This window comes from Canicola haemoglobinophilus (assembly GCF_002015075.1).
Taxonomy (GTDB): domain Bacteria; phylum Pseudomonadota; class Gammaproteobacteria; order Enterobacterales; family Pasteurellaceae; genus Canicola; species Canicola haemoglobinophilus.
Map to the genome: position 1 here is coordinate 65,145 of NZ_MUXZ01000018.1, position 15,052 is coordinate 80,196.

Below are 15,052 nucleotides of genomic sequence, written 5' to 3' on the forward strand. Positions count from 1 at the left end.
ATGAAATCACAAATTAATCCAGCATGGCAAGCGCGTTTTCTTGCTGATCCTCCAAGAGAAAAAGATCATCGACCTCCTTTTCGCCGAGATCGTGGCAGAATATTACATAGCGCTGCTTTCCGTTGCTTACAAGCCAAGACACAGATTCATGCTGTAGGCGAAAATGATTTCTATCGTACTCGCTTAACCCATTCTTTAGAAGTCGCTCAAATTGGTAGTAGCATTGTTGCACAGATGAAGCTGATTGATGCTTTTTTTAATTTATCGCAAGCGTTCAATGAAGAGCGAACAGAATTGCAAAAAAATCTCAAATTACTTCTTCCTTCCAATGATTTAATTGAAAGCCTTTGTTTTGCCCATGATATTGGGCACCCACCTTTTGGGCATGGTGGAGAAGTGGCATTAAATTATATGATGCGTCATCACGGTGGTTTTGAAGGTAATGCGCAAACTTTTCGTTTATTAACTAAACTTGAACCTTATACCGCTAATGCTGGTATGAATTTAACCCGCCGAACGTTGTTAGGCATTGTTAAATATCCTACGATTTTAGATCTTTCTTCACCACAATATCATCAAGGTGCAGTCATAGATAATGCGGATCCTAAATATGTCAAAATCTCAGATTGGAAACCGGGAAAAGGGATTTTCCGAGATGATTTGAATATGTTTAATTGGTTGCTTGAACCATTGTCCGAAAATGACCGCACTTTATTTGGGCAATATCAAAAAGAGCGGTCAGATCCTAAAGATTTTTTAAAAACGCGTTATAAATCTTTGGATTGTAGCATTATGGAACTCGCTGATGATATTGCGTATGCAGTACATGATTTAGAAGATGCAATTGTGATTGGTGTGGTAACTTTGCAGCAATGGCAAAGTGCGGTTGAAAAATTAGCCCAATGTCGATCTGAATGGATGGTTAAAAATGTGCAACCTATCAGTCAAAAACTTTTCTCTGACTTACATTATGAGCGTAAGAATGCAATTGGTGCATTAGTGAATTATTTTATTACGCATGTTCGTTGGAAAATAAATGCGGGCTTTTCTGATCCATTATTACGTTATAACGCAGAACTCCCTGGAGAAGTAGTTGAAGTATTGAATATTTTTAAACGTTTTGTATGGGAATATGTGATTAAGAATGTTGATACACAACGTATTGAATATAAAGGGCAAAGAATGTTGACGGAAATGTTTCAAATTTTTGAAAGCGATCCAGTGCGTTTGCTTCCTCGTAATACAGCAAACCGTTGGCAAAATGCAGCCGAAGAAGAGCGTAAGCGAGTGATTTGCGATTATATTGCAGGAATGTCAGATGCTTATGCGATAAGAGTGTATCAGCAACTTTAAAAGTTTTTAGCAAATCTATTTTTTTTTATTTAAGATTTTGTTAAATGCGCCGAATGTTATTGTGAGCTTTGTCGCATTTTTTCTTAATAAAAAGAATTGTCTTTGATTTGCCTTGACCCTAAATAAAAATTCGTGATAAAAATCTAACGCTTACTTGGTATTTGGATATTAAAAGGGAGTAAAAATGATAAGTAGCGAGAAGCTTAAAACATGTATTCAACAATTTTTAAAAATGGAAGCGGCTGGCGGAATTCTTTTATTAATTTTTTCTGCATTTGCGCTCATATTCGCAAACTCTCCTTTGAGAGATTATTACTTCAGCTTTCTTAATTCTCCTGTTGTTATTCAGGTTGGTGAGATTGTTGAAATACATAAACCATTATTGATGTGGGTAAATGATGGGTTTATGGCAGTTTTCTTTGTCCTTGTGGGGTTGGAAGTAAAACGAGAGATGCTTGTTGGCGCAATTTCTAGCTATCAACGAGCTATTTTCCCAGCGATTGCTGCTTGTGGCGGAATGATTATTCCTGCTTTAGTTTATTGGTTTATCAATCAAGGGGTTCCCGATTATCATGGTGGCTGGGCAATTCCAATGGCAACGGATATTGCGTTTGCGGTTGGAGTATTGGTGTTATTAGGCAATCGTGTACCTTTTGCATTAAAAGTCTTTTTATTAGCTTTAGCGATTATTGATGACTTAGGGGCAATTATTGTGATTGCTTTGTTCTTCTCCCATGATTTGAGTACAAGAGCACTGATTTTAGCAAGTATTGCTATTGTCGGGTTAATTCTTCTAAATCGCTTCAAAGTATCAAATTTAATTGCTTATGTTGTCGTGGGGGTTATCCTTTGGGTATCGGTACTGAAATCTGGTGTTCATGCAACATTAGCTGGTGTAATTATCGGTTTCTGTGTACCACTAAAAGCTAAAAATAACAGAGAACCTCTAGTAGAAATGGAGCATGCTATTGCACCTTGGAGCTCATTTTTAATTTTACCGCTCTTTGCATTCTGTAATGCTGGTATTCCATTATCTGGCTTAGGAATGGAGGCATTGACCTCGCCATTAACATTGGGAGTGACTTTCGGATTGCTATTAGGTAAGCCAGTAGGTGTGTTTGCCTTTAGTTATTTATCTGTCAAATTACGCATAGCCAAATTACCAGAAGGCATTAATTTTAAACAAATTTTCGCTGTTGCTGTGCTTTGTGGGATAGGTTTTACTATGTCAATGTTCTTAGCTAGCCTTGCTTTTGGTGGTGGGGATGGACATTTAACTGCTTACGCTCGCTTGGGTATTTTGTTTGGCTCTAGTTTATCTGCAGTTATTGGGTATTGGTTATTGTTTGTGACAACGAAAGAGCAAGCGTAATTACTTATTAAAAAGGGCGAATATCATATTTTATTCGCCCTTCTTGTTCTAATTAAGATACTTTATAACTTTAATGACTTTTTTCACATCGGGTACATTACGAGCAACTTCTGCTGCTGCATCAGCTTGAGATTGTGTTAAATTTCCCATTAGAAATACTTCGCCATCTTCGGTAATTACTTTTACATCCGTTGATTTAACATTTGAATTTACAAACAGCTTAGATTTAATTTGCGTTGTTATCCAGCTATCTTTAGTAATTTGTCCGATTGAAATAGGTTGAGCAATACGTAACTCATTATATACTTCACCAGCCTGATCAACACCTCTAGCTAAATTAGTCGCTTGTTCTTTTAAATTATTGTTTGGAACTTGTCCTATTAATAAAATGCGAGCGTTATAAGAAACGACATTAACACGCCCCTCTGCTTTGATTTGTTCATCTTTGTTAATTGCAGATAAAACTTTCTCTTCTAATGTTTCATCATCAATTTGAGTTCCTACTGTTCTTGGATCTGTTGCAACTTTAGTTGCAACTGCTGCTCCTCCCACAATACCAAGTACAGTTGCCGTTGCACAGCCTTGTAATAGCAATGCTGAGCCTAATACTAGTCCTAATGTTTTATTTATTTTCATATGATTTCTCCTTGCTGAAATTTTGTTCTAGTTGACTTGAAATAAGTTTTTTTGTCAAGAATTATGAATGTGAAAATAATGAATAGTCAATAAGTTCACATAGCGTATTAACAATTAATAAATGGTTTTCTAGGATTCTACTTTCCTTGTTGGCTGGAACAGATATTTCCAGATCATTTTCTGTTAGAAATCCTTGGATATGTCCATTATTTTCTCCGGTTAGCACGATAATTTGTACATCTTTATTTAAAGCACATTGCAATACATTAAGCATAGTTTCCTCATTGCCAAAGGGAGAAAAGATAACTAATAAATCACCTTGTTGTGCTATTGCGTTAAATTGTCTTTGGTACAACATATTATTGCTGCTTTCAGAAATAATTGCAGAACCCACCGCACTATCTAAGCTTAATAAAACAGAAGGAAAGCTTGGGCGCTCTAATTCATATCTGTTTAATAAATTTGCTACTAAAAATTGCGCATTAGCATAGGATCGACCATGTCCACAAACAATAATTTTATTACCTTTTAGTAAACAAGTTACAATATGCTGTGTTGCTTCTGCTATTTTTGTCGCCAGTAAGCTAGAGGAGGAAATTTGGGTTTGAATACTTTCTGTATAAATATCTTTAATTTTGTCTAACATAATTTATTCATCGAGAAAATTGGGTATCCACTCAATTTCATTTACAGTGGTGCCAAAAGCAATGAGATCAAAACGACAGTCAGCATCTTCTAAACTAGCATCATATTGAGCTAGCCATAAGTTAGCAGCATCGAGCCATTTTTGTTGTTTATTCCAGTCCACACTTTCAATTGCAGAACCAAAAAGTTTATTTTTACGCTGACGAACCTCAACAAATACGATGGTTTGTTTATCTTGCATAATTAAGTCAAGCTCACCACATTTAAAATGTTGATTCGCAGCGATGAAAGTTAAGCCTTGTTTTTCTAAGAAAAGGCGAGCCTGATATTCAAAGCTCGCCCCTTGTTGACGTTTAGACAATATCATTTTCAGTTTAATGGATAAATACTGCCGTTTTGATATTGGAACCAAGTCATATCACGATCAATATTACAATTAGGACCAGCGCTTAATTTTCCAGTTAATCCATCAATAGTAAATCCAGGAATTTGACGGAACTCATTAAATTGATTGATTAATAACCAAGCATCTGCTCCCATAGCATATAAACGCATCAATGAATAATCACCATTAGTCATTTTTTCAATTTGTTTATATTGAGGTGATTCTATATCTTTAAAAAATGGTATATCACTAAATTGTAAATTATTCATTAACAAGCGATATTCAGGACCATTGTTAGGTGAGTTATTACGTGAGCTTGCATATAGCTTTAAATTTGGATTGATATTATCGATTGCGACTTTAATTTCAGATAATTGCTCACCATTAGCAATAATATAAACACCTTCGGCATTTTCACTTAAGCCAGATTTTAAAGCAAAGTTAATATCGGCAGTCTGGTTGTAGAATTTAATGTTGGCATCTGTACCAGATAGCTGTTGCCAGCGTACAGTGAATGCTGATGCAGTACGTTGGCCTACATTATTTTGTGGAACTAATACGAGAGGTTTACGAACGCTATCATTCCACATTTTATTCGCAGCACTTTCAGCTTCATCTTCAGGTGATAATCCATAGTAGCAAAGTTGACCAATTGCACGCACATTTGGTGTCGAGTTTAATGCTAATACATTCAATCCTTGCACAATATTTGGATTGTTTAAAATAACATCTACATTTTGTTTTAGTAATGGTCCGATAATCGTATTGATACCTTGCTGTTTTGCTTGTTCGATAATTTGTTCCATTGGCATTGTCATCGTATCAAATACTTGTACTTGAACGGATGAATTACCCTTAGCATCATCAAAGCCTTTTTTGATGGTGGAGCCAATAAGTTGTGCATTACTACTTAATGGAAGGAGTAGCCCTACTTGCGTGAGTACTGTTTGTTGGAAATTTGCAATACCTTGTAGTTCAGTTGGTAGTAAATATGCGGCTGTATGCGTTGGATAATTGTTTTTCCAATTTTGTAGTGCATGACTTAGTTGAGCAGGTTGATTGAGATTGCTGTTATATGCTTGTGCTAAGGCTAACCAGCCGCCTAGTGCAGCATTTCCTTCAGCACTGGTATTATTTAATATGCCAGTATTTGTATTACGTAATAATGCCCAAGTGCGGTCGTTATTTTTTTGTTTTCTTTGAATATCAGTTAAGAAATTATCAATTTGAATACGTGCTTTGATTGCAGCAATATTGTCATTGCGATTTTCTGCAATACGAGCAAGGATTTCATAATAACGTGATTTTTGTGAAGGGCTAAGTAATGCTAAATTAACCAAAGATAACTGACGTTCAGCCGATTTATTTTTACCTTTAACAGCTAAAATATGCGCTTCAACTAAAGATTTATCTAATTTTTGCTCATCATTTAAATCAGCTAATTCAGCAAGATAGGCTTCTGCTTGTGGGATTTTATTTTCTGTTACTAAAACACGAGCCGCTAAAAGTTTATAGGTTTGTAAATCTTCTTTGTTTTGTGTTTGTTCAATTTTCCGAATATAGAAATCAGAACTTGCATTGGCATCATTTTTTAAACTTGAAGTAAAGCTGCTATTAAATAAATTGGTACAGCCAGCCAAAAAAAGTGTAAATAAAACAGGCAGTAATCGTTTTTTTAAACCTGTTCCTTGTACTAGAATAGATAACATAAATTGCTCCTTAAGTATGTGCAATGTAAAATGCACAGCGATCTTACTTATCTAACTAACTAAAAGCAAATAAAAGAAGTGAAAAATGAATAATTCAAAAGGAATTTTATATATTGTGGCAACGCCAATTGGCAATTTACAAGATATTACTCAACGAGCTTTAACGGTGTTTTCTGAAGTTGATTTGATTGCAGCGGAAGATACTCGCCATAGTGGTTTATTGCTCAGTCATTACGGGATTAAAAAGCCTTTTTTTGCTTTACATGATTATAATGAACAACAAAAAGCAGATTTGTTGGTGGAGAAGTTACAACAGGGGTTAAGGATTGCATTGATTTCCGATGCGGGTACGCCTTTAATCAGTGATCCAGGATTTCATGTGGTGCGCAAATGTCGCAAAGCAGATATTCAAGTGATACCATTGCCGGGGGCTTGTGCAGCAATCACCGCATTATGTGCTTCAGGTATCGCTTCTGATCGCTTCTGCTTCGAGGGATTTTTACCCGCTAAAAGTAAGGCAAGACGAGATAAATTGGCAAACTTGGCAAATGAAGACCGCACTTTGATCTTTTATGAGTCCACCCATCGTATTTTAGATTGCCTAGCTGATATTGAGCTTGAATTAGGCGCTGAACGTTATGTTGTGTTAGCTCGTGAAATTACAAAAACATGGGAAACTATTCATGGTGATCAAGTTGGGGCGTTACGTCAATGGTTAGAGGAAGAGCCTAATCGAACTAAAGGGGAAATGGTGCTCATTATTGAAGGCAAGCCGAAAGTAGAAGAGGAAACATTTTCGCCTCAAGCTGTGAAAACATTACAACTTATTAGCCAAGAGTTACCTTTGAAAAAAGCGGCGGCTATGGTAGCTGAGATTTATGGTTATAAGAAAAATGCCCTTTATCAATTCGGGCTTGAACAAGGCTATTAGCACAATAATGCTATAATCTCGCTATCAATTTGGGTATAATCAGCGCCAATTTTCGACCGCACTTTTTGAGAATAAATTATGAGCCAATTTTTTTATGTTCATCCAGAAAACCCACAGCCAAGATTGATTAATCAAGCGGTGGAAATTTTACGCCAAGGTGGCGTGATTGTTTATCCAACAGATTCGGGTTATGCACTTGGTTGTATGATCGGGGATAAGCATGCAATGGATCATATCGTAAAAATTCGTCAGTTACCTGAAGGACATAATTTTACTCTGGTTTGTAGTGATCTTTCTGAGTTATCCAATTATTCCGTCGTGAATAATATGGCATATCGTTTGATTAAGAATAATACGCCAGGGCGCTATACTTTTATTTTAACTGCAACAAAAGAATTGCCTCGCCGTTTGATGACTTCAAAACGTAAAACCATTGGTATTCGTGTTCCAGATAATCAAATTGCCTTGGACTTATTAAAATCCTTAGGCGAACCCATTTTATCTTGTTCATTAATGCTGCCGGGAGAGGAATATACAACACAATCGGACCCAGAAGAAATCAGAGAACGCCTTGAGCGACAAGTGGATTTAATTATTCATGGTGGCTATTTGGGGCAGCAACCCACCACGGTTATTGATTTAACCGAAGATAGCCCAGTGATTGTGCGTGAAGGAAGTGGCGATATTAGCCCTTTTGCTTAAAGTTAAATTTATTTAGAAAATTATCATAGACGCTTGTGAAAGCGACAAAAGGAAAATATATGAAAGAAAATAATCAAAAAGCTCGTCAAAATAAACCGCACTTTGCAAAGAACATGACGAGTAAAAGTAATGAGCAACGAGCAAATAACAGAAGTTTTTCAGCCAAAGGCGCTTTATCTGAACATAAAAGTGCGGTTAAAAAAACACAAGTTTCTGTAAATTCAGTAAAATCATCTCACGCTAGCAATAAGCCAAAAGTGGAAGGAGAGAAACTACAAAAAGTTCTAGCAAGAGCTGGGCAAGGTTCACGCCGCGAAATTGAAGCGATGATTAGTGCGAATCGCATCAGCATTGATGGCAAAATGGCAACCTTAGGTGATCGTGTAGATGTACATTCTGGTGTAAAAATTAGAATTGATGGGCATATTGTGAATTTAACACAAGCACAAAAAGAAGTGTGTCGAGTGTTAATGTATTACAAACCAGAAGGCGAACTTTGCACTCGACATGACCCTGAGGGGAGAGCAACCGTTTTTGATCGTTTGCCGCGTTTAAATGGCTCTCGCTGGATTGCTGTGGGACGTTTGGATATTAATACATCAGGATTACTTTTATTTACTACAGATGGCGAATTAGCAAATCGCTTAATGCATCCAAGCCATGAGGTTGAGCGTGAATATTCTGTGCGTGTTTTTGGTGATGTAGATGATGCAATGATTGCTCGTTTGCGTAAAGGTGTGCAATTAGAAGATGGTCCTGCTAATTTTACCAGTATTAAAGCTGTTGGTGGACAAGGTATGAACCAATGGTTTGATGTGACTTTAATGGAAGGGCGTAATCGTGAGGTTCGACGTTTGTGGGAGTCGCAAGGTATTCAAGTCAGCCGCTTAATTCGTATTCGTTATGGCAATATTAAGCTCATGAAATCTTTACCTCGTGGTGGCTGGGAAGAAATGGATTTAACTAATGTTAATTATTTGCGTGAACTTGTCGGCTTGCCAGCAGAAACTGAAAGTAAACTTGATGTAACAAAACCTCGCCGTCGACCAAAAAAGGGCCAAATTCGTAAGGCGGTTAAGCGTTATGCTGAATTGAGTAAGCGTTATAAAAAATAGAAAACTTATTTAAAAGCGTGAATTGGCTCACAAATTTTAATATAAGTATTTGCATTATATGGCATTGTTTTCTATCCTATGCGCACTAAAAACAAGTGCTATTACAATAGCCGACATATTTTGCTTTCCGAGTAGTGCCTCTTTTGAGGCACTTTTTTTATATTTAGAATATTATTTTTTCCAAAGATACTCAGGGTTAATAATATCTTGTATTTGTTCCCAACCAACAACCAATATTGTGTAGCCATAAGCATAAGGAAGGAGTTCGTATGGTTGGTAGACAAAGGTTATACCATTATCATCGAAATAAAATTGTTTTGAAATAGTGAAGTCTTCCTTTGCAATATAATTATCAATATTTTTTTGAATTAATATATGATTATAGTCTTTCCAAAGTATCTCTTTTAATTTCTCTTGTTGATGTTGACTAACTATATCGTTTACTTCAATAACTTTTCTTTTATTAATATCAATATTTTGGTAATACGCATTACGAAAAGGATGAGGTCCACCATAAAAACTATAAAGAGAGTTCATAAAAGTAATGATATGATGATATTGTTCTGTATAGTATGATTCTAACTCAAAAGCAATTCCAAATGCTGAAGATTCTTTTGCTTGATTAGCTAATTCATCATAAATTTGTTGAAATTTTTTTATGAGATCTTGCTTAGTTGGATTGTCTTTTTTAATGTTTTCTTGAGAGTCAATTAAGTTATAAGTGCTTTTGATTAGGAGTTGATCAAGCCATTCAATTCCTGTTTCAGATAGTTCACCACGAACTGTAATTATCCCTTTTTTAGGAGATAGTTCATCAGTTGAAGCAGGATAAACGATGCTTTCTTCTTTGTTAAAAAGTGTAATAGTATTGACTTGTAAATTTTTAATTTCCTGATCCTGACAAGCTGATAATAATGCTATTATGGCAATAGACAGAGATAATAAGATTTTTTTCATATGGTTTTCTCTTTAGTAAGCTAAAAGTTTCGCCATTATAGAACCAGAAAAACTAAAAGCAAATTGATTTATAATACGTTTATTTCTTTATATTAGTTGAAAATTATTCAATGTGTTTCTTATTTATTAACTATTTATCCTTCGTATAATAAGCACATACAGAGATGATAAAGACAGTTATTCATCTATTCAAAAATAACTAAGGAGTACAATATGAAGAAAGTAGCGAAAGTACATTATGCACCCGCAAAACACTGGGTTGGTAATGGTTTCCAAGTGCAATCAATGTTTAGTTATCAAGATCAAGATAAGAATTTAAGCCCATTTTTATTAATGGATTACAACCCTCCACGTTATTTTGACGGTGGTCGTAAATCAGATTTTCGTGGTGTAGGCGAACATCCGCACCGTGGTTTTGAAACTGTGACCATTGCTTATCAAGGTGAGGTTACGCATCAAGATTCACATGGTGGTGGCGGAACTATTGGTACAGGCGATGTACAACGGATGACAGCCGGTTCTGGTTTAATGCATCAGGAATTCCATTCAGAACGTTTTTCACAAGAAGGTGGAATGTTTGAAATGGTGCAACTTTGGGTTAATTTGCCAGCAAAAGACAAAATGACGGCGCCAAAATATCAAGCGATTAAATCGCAAGATATTCCAGTTGTAAATCTACCAGATGAAGTTGGAAGTGCTCGTATTATTGCGGGGGAATTGAATAATACACAAGGATCAGCTTCCACATTTACACCTATCAATATGTGGGACGTGGTAATGAATGGGGGTAAAAGTGCGGTCTTTTCTGTGCCAGAAAATCATAATCTGATTATTTTGGTTTTAGATGGCACAGTACAGATTAATGATGAAGATATTGCTCGCCGTGGAGAATTAATTACTTTTGAGCGAGGTGGTGTAGATGTGCAAATTGAGTCGAATAACGAGTCTAAGTTATTAATCCTAACAGGAGAACCAATTGATGAGCCTATTGTTGGATATGGTCCGTTTGTGATGAATACTGAGTCTGAAATCTTGCAGGCAATGTATGATGTACAAAATGGTAAGTTTGGACAAATTGCACAAAATGCTTAAAGCAAAATGTCGGGTGTGAGCCCGACATTTTTGTTAGTTCAACTTTACTAACTGAACATAGCAGAAATAGATTCTTCGTTACTAATACGGCGAATAGCTTCAGCTAACATTCCAGATAAGGTTAATACTCGCACTTTACCTAATGCTTTGATTTCAGGTGTAAGTGGAATAGTATCTGTTACAACAACTTCATCTAATACATCATTTGCTAAATTTTTTGCTGCAGCACCAGAGAATACCGCATGAGTTGCATAAGCAAAGACACGTTTTGCGCCACGTTCTTTTAATGCTTCAGCTGCTTTGCATAATGTACCACCAGTATCGATCATATCATCCACTAAAATACAATCACGACCTGCAACGTCCCCAATAATATGCATAACTTGTGCAACATTGGCTTTAGGACGGCGTTTGTCAATAATAGCCATATCTGTATCATTAAGTAATTTTGCGATTGCACGAGCGCGAACTACACCGCCAATATCTGGAGAAACAACCATTGGGTTTTCTAGATCTGTTTTCTTCAACATATCATGAATAAGTACTGGTGAACCAAACACGTTATCTACTGGTACATCAAAGAAACCTTGGATTTGTTCAGCATGTAGATCACAAGTGAGAACACGATCCACGCCTACGCTTGATAGGAAATCTGCCACTACTTTTGCAGTAATTGGTACACGAGCAGAACGCACACGGCGATCTTGACGAGCGTAGCCAAAATAAGGAATTACCGCTGTAATGCGCCCCGCTGATGCTCGTCTTAGCGCATCAACCATAACGACTAACTCCATGAGATTGTCGTTTGTTGGTGCGCAGGTAGATTGAATAATAAAAACGTCACAACCACGTACATTTTCATTGATTTGAACTTGAATTTCCCCGTCACTGAAACGACCCACAGTTGCGTCACCTAAAGAAATGTATAGGCGTTCAGAAATTCGTTTTGCTAGTTCAGGCGTTGCATTCCCAGCGAAAAGTTTAATGTCAGGCATTGTAAATTTAACCTCTGGAGTTTGGATTGTTAGGAAGATAAAGAATTTTGTTCTTGTTGCGATAAATATTTGAGCATTTGATGTAATGGCGAAATATTTTTTCCTTGAGCAACAAAACCAAAGTATTTTTCAGGTTTATCAAGAAATGCAGATTGTGCCGCTTGTTCGTTATCAAATTCAGCGAAAACACAAGCTCCAGTTCCTGTTAATCTAGCCAGCGCATATTTTAACAACCAGCTAAGGACTTCTTCAACCTCTGAATAATGATTTAAAACAACTTTTTCGCAATCGTTTTCATATTTTGTCGTTAATAACTCTTTTAAAGAACGTTTTGCTGTATTGCGAGGTAAGTTAGGATCTTTAAATACAACAGCTGTGGAGATTGAGGTTTCGGGTTTTAAGACTAAAAACCACTTTTCAGGCGGCTGGCAAAAGGTCAGTTTTTCACCAACACCTTCAGCAAAAGCAGCTTGTCCATGGACAAAAATTGGCACATCAGCGCCAAGCTGTAGCCCTAATTCAGCAAGCTCGGAAAGTGACAGCTGAGTATTCCATAAATAATTGAGGGCAACTAAGGTCGTAGCGGCATTTGATGAGCCACCACCAACACCACCACCCATTGGCAATATTTTGTCTAAATGTAAATCTGCGCCTAGCGTACAACCTGTTTTCTGTTGTAATAATTTTGCTGCTCGATAAATTAAATTATCTTCCGTTTTTAGATGAGGTATTTCAGGCGTTAGGATGATTTCTCCGTCACTACGAACATCAATACTCAACCAATCGCCGAAATCTAAAAATTGAAATAGAGTTTGTAATTCGTGATAACCATCGGGGCGTTGAGCGTTTATGTATAGAAATAAGTTCAGCTTTGCAGGACAAGGGAAACGCCATTTTTTCCCTTGTTGTTTTGATGATAAAAGTGCGGTGGAAAATTGATAGTTTTTCATTAATATTTCCAGTTATCTATTCTGACTTTTAAAGTCTGTTGATGACTTTTGAGTAATATATCTTTTGGTAATGGAATTTTTTGCTCTGTGTGGTAGTTGAGATAATCCGCTGTCCAAACATCGCCTTCTACAGAATAGCTAAAACTGGCTAAAAGATGATTTATTCCCACTTGATAATCAGCCTTTTCATCAGGTTGGCCTTTTAACCAGTTTCCTAATTGTTGTAATGGAATATCTGTGCCAATGATTTCTCGCAATAAATTTTTGGCATCGCTAGCTGAACGCTGATTACCTTTATGATCTGAAATCGTGATGCCGAAAGGAGACATTTCAAATTTAAGAGTTGAGCTACTTATGGTAGAAGAAAGTAGTAAAGAATAGGATTGTGGACTTTGGTATTGCCAAGTAAAGCGAGTAGAAAATCGCTCTTTATTGCTAATGTAACCGAGTTGTCCAGTTGTTTGATATTGTTTTATTTGTTTAAGTTGTTGTAGATGTTGTAACCACGTTGCATCATTTTTTTCTATATACTGAATATTTTGTGGACGCTCGCTAGCAATATCTAAAGTACAAGCACTTAGTAAGGCGCTTAAAATAAGAATGGAAAGGCGTTTTTGATATGGTTTCATAAGTTATTAGATGATAAAAAAGTCGCAGTATTCTAAGGCTTTGCATAAGATTAGTAAAGATACAAAAGTTTGCAAAATGTAACCGCACTTTGATTTGGTAATGAACTGTGCTAATTTAGCCAGCAGAGTTTATCTCTTCATTTTTACAATTATCACTTTTAAGGAAATACGATGAAAAAATCACAAATTTCAATAGCTATTTTGGGGGTATTAGGTGCTGTTTGGGCGGGCAGTACTTGGTACACAGGAAAAGTAGCAGAGCAAGAATACCTAAAATATGTAGAGAACGTTAATCAGAAATTAGCGACTCAAGCAACATCACCTAACTTTCATGTGGCGATTAATGATTTACAATTTAAACGTGGCTTTTTTAGCTCTGATATTTCTTATAAGGTAAATTTAGATATAAATGAAAAACAATATGAGATTCCTTTTAAAGAGAAGTTTTATCATGGTCCTATTACCTTAAATGATTTTTCTTTAGCTCTTTTTTCCTCTAAAGCGGAGATGGTCAAAAATGAGCTTACATCTTCTTGGTTTAAAGATGATAAAACAAACCCATTACAAATTACTTATGCTTTAGGCTATGACAAAAGAATTCGCAGTAAAGCGAAGTCTGATGTGGCTGTGAAAACAGAAAAAATGTTAGTTGATTGGGCTATAAATAGCACATTTAACTCTGATGATATGGACGGATTTGGTCAAGGTGAACTTCACCTTAATGAAATGTCAATGACAGGCTTATCTGGCGATCAAATTGTAGTGAAATTAAAAGATGGCTCCATTCATGCTGATTTACAGCCTATCGAAAATCTAGCGCATTTATTTAAGGGAACCTATTCTATTAATGTCAAAGATATAGATATTTCGAGCCTGAAAAAGCAAGATCTTAAAGTCAAGCTGAAAAATCTAAACAATACGGTGACTATGGCAGAAAAAGAGGGATTTGTTGATATTGGGGTGAGTTATAAACTTGATGATCTTCTTTGGGCTGGGCAATCTTTCTTTGGTGGCGAATTAAGCACTCAGTTTAATCATGTTAATGCTCTTGCCTTAAACAATCTTCTCGTTATTTCACAAAACATGACTGCTACAGGCAATACTCATTTGCAAGATGAGCTAGCGATCCAAGAAGCTAAAGAGATTTTAAATGATGCACCAGAAATTAAAGTTTCCCCTTTAATGTTAAGTAATTCAAAAGGTAAAATTTCAGCTAATTTAGATCTTGCGTTCGTTCATGATGTAGAAAAAGTTGCTGCATCTCAGACTATTTTGGGGTTATTTAATAGACTTTCTGCAAATATAGAATTAGATAAAGCTGTGATTAAGGAATTTATTCGTTTGATTCAGTTACAAAAACTACAAAATAATGAAATGGCAGAACAGATCGCTGAGAAAACAGTCAATGAATTATATTTTCAAGCTATCGGCTCCAACGCATTTGTTGTTAATGGCGATAAATTAACTTTAACCATGAATTTGGAAGATAATAAGCTAAAATTTAATGACAAATTCTTCACGGATGAAGAGATCCGATTCTTGCTTATGTTGAGCGGTATAGGCTATAAATTAGGCTACTAA

14 protein-coding genes and 1 pseudogene are annotated in these 15,052 nt (G+C 36.1%); 7 read left to right on the forward strand and 8 right to left on the reverse strand.

What is annotated here, in order from left to right; genetic code table 11:
* A complete protein-coding gene (locus B0186_RS06850; protein ID WP_078218634.1) occupies positions 1 to 1,353 on the forward strand; it encodes an anti-phage deoxyguanosine triphosphatase in 1,353 nt (450 codons plus the stop codon).
* Between the two features lie 184 nt (positions 1,354 to 1,537).
* On the forward strand, positions 1,538 to 2,725 hold the full coding sequence (gene nhaA, locus B0186_RS06855; RefSeq protein ID WP_078218635.1) for a Na+/H+ antiporter NhaA: 1,188 nt from the start codon (positions 1,538 to 1,540) through the stop codon (positions 2,723 to 2,725).
* Between the two features lie 48 nt (positions 2,726 to 2,773).
* Here nhaA and dolP read toward each other — a convergent pair whose 3' ends face one another.
* The 4 genes from dolP to B0186_RS06875 form a co-directional block, all read right to left on the reverse strand.
* A complete protein-coding gene (gene dolP / locus B0186_RS06860) occupies positions 2,774 to 3,361 on the reverse strand; it encodes a division/outer membrane stress-associated lipid-binding lipoprotein (protein ID WP_078218636.1) in 588 nt (195 codons plus the stop codon).
* 61 nt (positions 3,362 to 3,422) lie between these two features.
* A complete protein-coding gene (locus B0186_RS06865) occupies positions 3,423 to 4,007 on the reverse strand; it encodes a D-sedoheptulose-7-phosphate isomerase (RefSeq protein ID WP_078218637.1) in 585 nt (194 codons plus the stop codon).
* A 3-nt stretch (positions 4,008 to 4,010) separates the two neighbouring features.
* Positions 4,011 to 4,373: a YraN family protein gene (locus tag B0186_RS06870; RefSeq protein WP_078218638.1), complete on the reverse strand. Its 363-nt coding sequence runs from the start codon at positions 4,371 to 4,373 to the stop codon at positions 4,011 to 4,013.
* A 2-nt stretch (positions 4,374 to 4,375) separates the two neighbouring features.
* The gene (locus tag B0186_RS06875; RefSeq protein ID WP_078218639.1) at positions 4,376 to 6,100 is read right to left on the reverse strand and encodes a penicillin-binding protein activator; all 1,725 of its coding nucleotides are present in this window, start codon (positions 6,098 to 6,100) and stop codon (positions 4,376 to 4,378) included.
* Between the two features lie 85 nt (positions 6,101 to 6,185).
* Here B0186_RS06875 and rsmI point away from each other — a divergent pair, with 85 nt between their 5' ends.
* The 3 genes and pseudogenes from rsmI to rluB all read left to right on the forward strand — a co-directional run.
* On the forward strand, positions 6,186 to 7,031 hold the full coding sequence (gene rsmI / locus B0186_RS06880; RefSeq protein WP_078218640.1) for a 16S rRNA (cytidine(1402)-2'-O)-methyltransferase: 846 nt from the start codon (positions 6,186 to 6,188) through the stop codon (positions 7,029 to 7,031).
* A gap of 78 nt (positions 7,032 to 7,109) precedes the next feature.
* Positions 7,110 to 7,733, forward strand: a complete 624-nt coding sequence (locus tag B0186_RS06885) for an L-threonylcarbamoyladenylate synthase (RefSeq protein ID WP_078218641.1) — start codon at positions 7,110 to 7,112, stop codon at positions 7,731 to 7,733.
* Between the two features lie 221 nt (positions 7,734 to 7,954).
* A pseudogene (rluB, locus tag B0186_RS06890) lies at positions 7,955 to 8,848 on the forward strand (23S rRNA pseudouridine(2605) synthase RluB); the annotation flags it as partial.
* Between the two features lie 171 nt (positions 8,849 to 9,019).
* On the opposite strand, the gene B0186_RS06895 reads toward rluB, so the two are convergent.
* Positions 9,020 to 9,805: an RsiV family protein gene (locus tag B0186_RS06895; RefSeq protein WP_078218643.1), complete on the reverse strand. Its 786-nt coding sequence runs from the start codon at positions 9,803 to 9,805 to the stop codon at positions 9,020 to 9,022.
* Between the two features lie 213 nt (positions 9,806 to 10,018).
* Here B0186_RS06895 and B0186_RS06900 point away from each other — a divergent pair, with 213 nt between their 5' ends.
* Positions 10,019 to 10,897 carry a pirin family protein gene (locus tag B0186_RS06900; protein ID WP_078218644.1) on the forward strand — a complete coding sequence of 293 codons (879 nt, stop codon included), beginning with the start codon at positions 10,019 to 10,021 and terminating at the stop codon, positions 10,895 to 10,897.
* Positions 10,898 to 10,944: 47 nt separating this feature from the next.
* Here the strand turns inward: B0186_RS06900 and B0186_RS06905 are convergent, their stop codons facing one another.
* Genes B0186_RS06905 through lolB form a run of 3 tightly spaced genes read right to left on the reverse strand, consistent with a single transcriptional unit; the run spans position 10,945 to position 13,471 of the window.
* A complete protein-coding gene (locus tag B0186_RS06905) occupies positions 10,945 to 11,892 on the reverse strand; it encodes a ribose-phosphate pyrophosphokinase (RefSeq protein ID WP_078218645.1) in 948 nt (315 codons plus the stop codon).
* A 29-nt stretch (positions 11,893 to 11,921) separates the two neighbouring features.
* Positions 11,922 to 12,842, reverse strand: coding sequence for a 4-(cytidine 5'-diphospho)-2-C-methyl-D-erythritol kinase (gene ispE / locus B0186_RS06910; protein ID WP_078218646.1), 921 nt, complete (start codon positions 12,840 to 12,842; stop codon positions 11,922 to 11,924).
* Positions 12,842 to 13,471 (reverse strand): lipoprotein insertase outer membrane protein LolB, encoded by a 630-nt coding sequence (gene lolB, locus B0186_RS06915; RefSeq protein WP_078218647.1) that lies wholly within the window; start codon positions 13,469 to 13,471, stop codon positions 12,842 to 12,844. Before lolB ends, ispE begins: the two co-directional genes overlap by 1 nt.
* A 171-nt stretch (positions 13,472 to 13,642) precedes the next feature.
* Between lolB and B0186_RS06920 the strand changes: the two genes are divergently transcribed.
* The gene (locus B0186_RS06920; protein WP_078218648.1) at positions 13,643 to 15,052 is read left to right on the forward strand and encodes a YdgA family protein; all 1,410 of its coding nucleotides are present in this window, start codon (positions 13,643 to 13,645) and stop codon (positions 15,050 to 15,052) included.

Coding starts and splice junctions, on each gene's coding strand:
- B0186_RS06850 (WP_078218634.1), top strand. CDS start 1: ATGAAATCACAAATTAATCCAGCATGGCAAGCGCGTTTTCTTGCTGAT.
- nhaA (WP_078218635.1), top strand. CDS start 1,538: ATGATAAGTAGCGAGAAGCTTAAAACATGTATTCAACAATTTTTAAAA.
- dolP (WP_078218636.1), bottom strand. CDS start 3,361: ATGAAAATAAATAAAACATTAGGACTAGTATTAGGCTCAGCATTGCTA.
- B0186_RS06865 (WP_078218637.1), bottom strand. CDS start 4,007: ATGTTAGACAAAATTAAAGATATTTATACAGAAAGTATTCAAACCCAA.
- B0186_RS06870 (WP_078218638.1), bottom strand. CDS start 4,373: ATGATATTGTCTAAACGTCAACAAGGGGCGAGCTTTGAATATCAGGCT.
- B0186_RS06875 (WP_078218639.1), bottom strand. CDS start 6,100: ATGTTATCTATTCTAGTACAAGGAACAGGTTTAAAAAAACGATTACTG.
- rsmI (WP_078218640.1), top strand. CDS start 6,186: ATGAATAATTCAAAAGGAATTTTATATATTGTGGCAACGCCAATTGGC.
- B0186_RS06885 (WP_078218641.1), top strand. CDS start 7,110: ATGAGCCAATTTTTTTATGTTCATCCAGAAAACCCACAGCCAAGATTG.
- B0186_RS06895 (WP_078218643.1), bottom strand. CDS start 9,805: ATGAAAAAAATCTTATTATCTCTGTCTATTGCCATAATAGCATTATTA.
- B0186_RS06900 (WP_078218644.1), top strand. CDS start 10,019: ATGAAGAAAGTAGCGAAAGTACATTATGCACCCGCAAAACACTGGGTT.
- B0186_RS06905 (WP_078218645.1), bottom strand. CDS start 11,892: ATGCCTGACATTAAACTTTTCGCTGGGAATGCAACGCCTGAACTAGCA.
- ispE (WP_078218646.1), bottom strand. CDS start 12,842: ATGAAAAACTATCAATTTTCCACCGCACTTTTATCATCAAAACAACAA.
- lolB (WP_078218647.1), bottom strand. CDS start 13,471: ATGAAACCATATCAAAAACGCCTTTCCATTCTTATTTTAAGCGCCTTA.
- B0186_RS06920 (WP_078218648.1), top strand. CDS start 13,643: ATGAAAAAATCACAAATTTCAATAGCTATTTTGGGGGTATTAGGTGCT.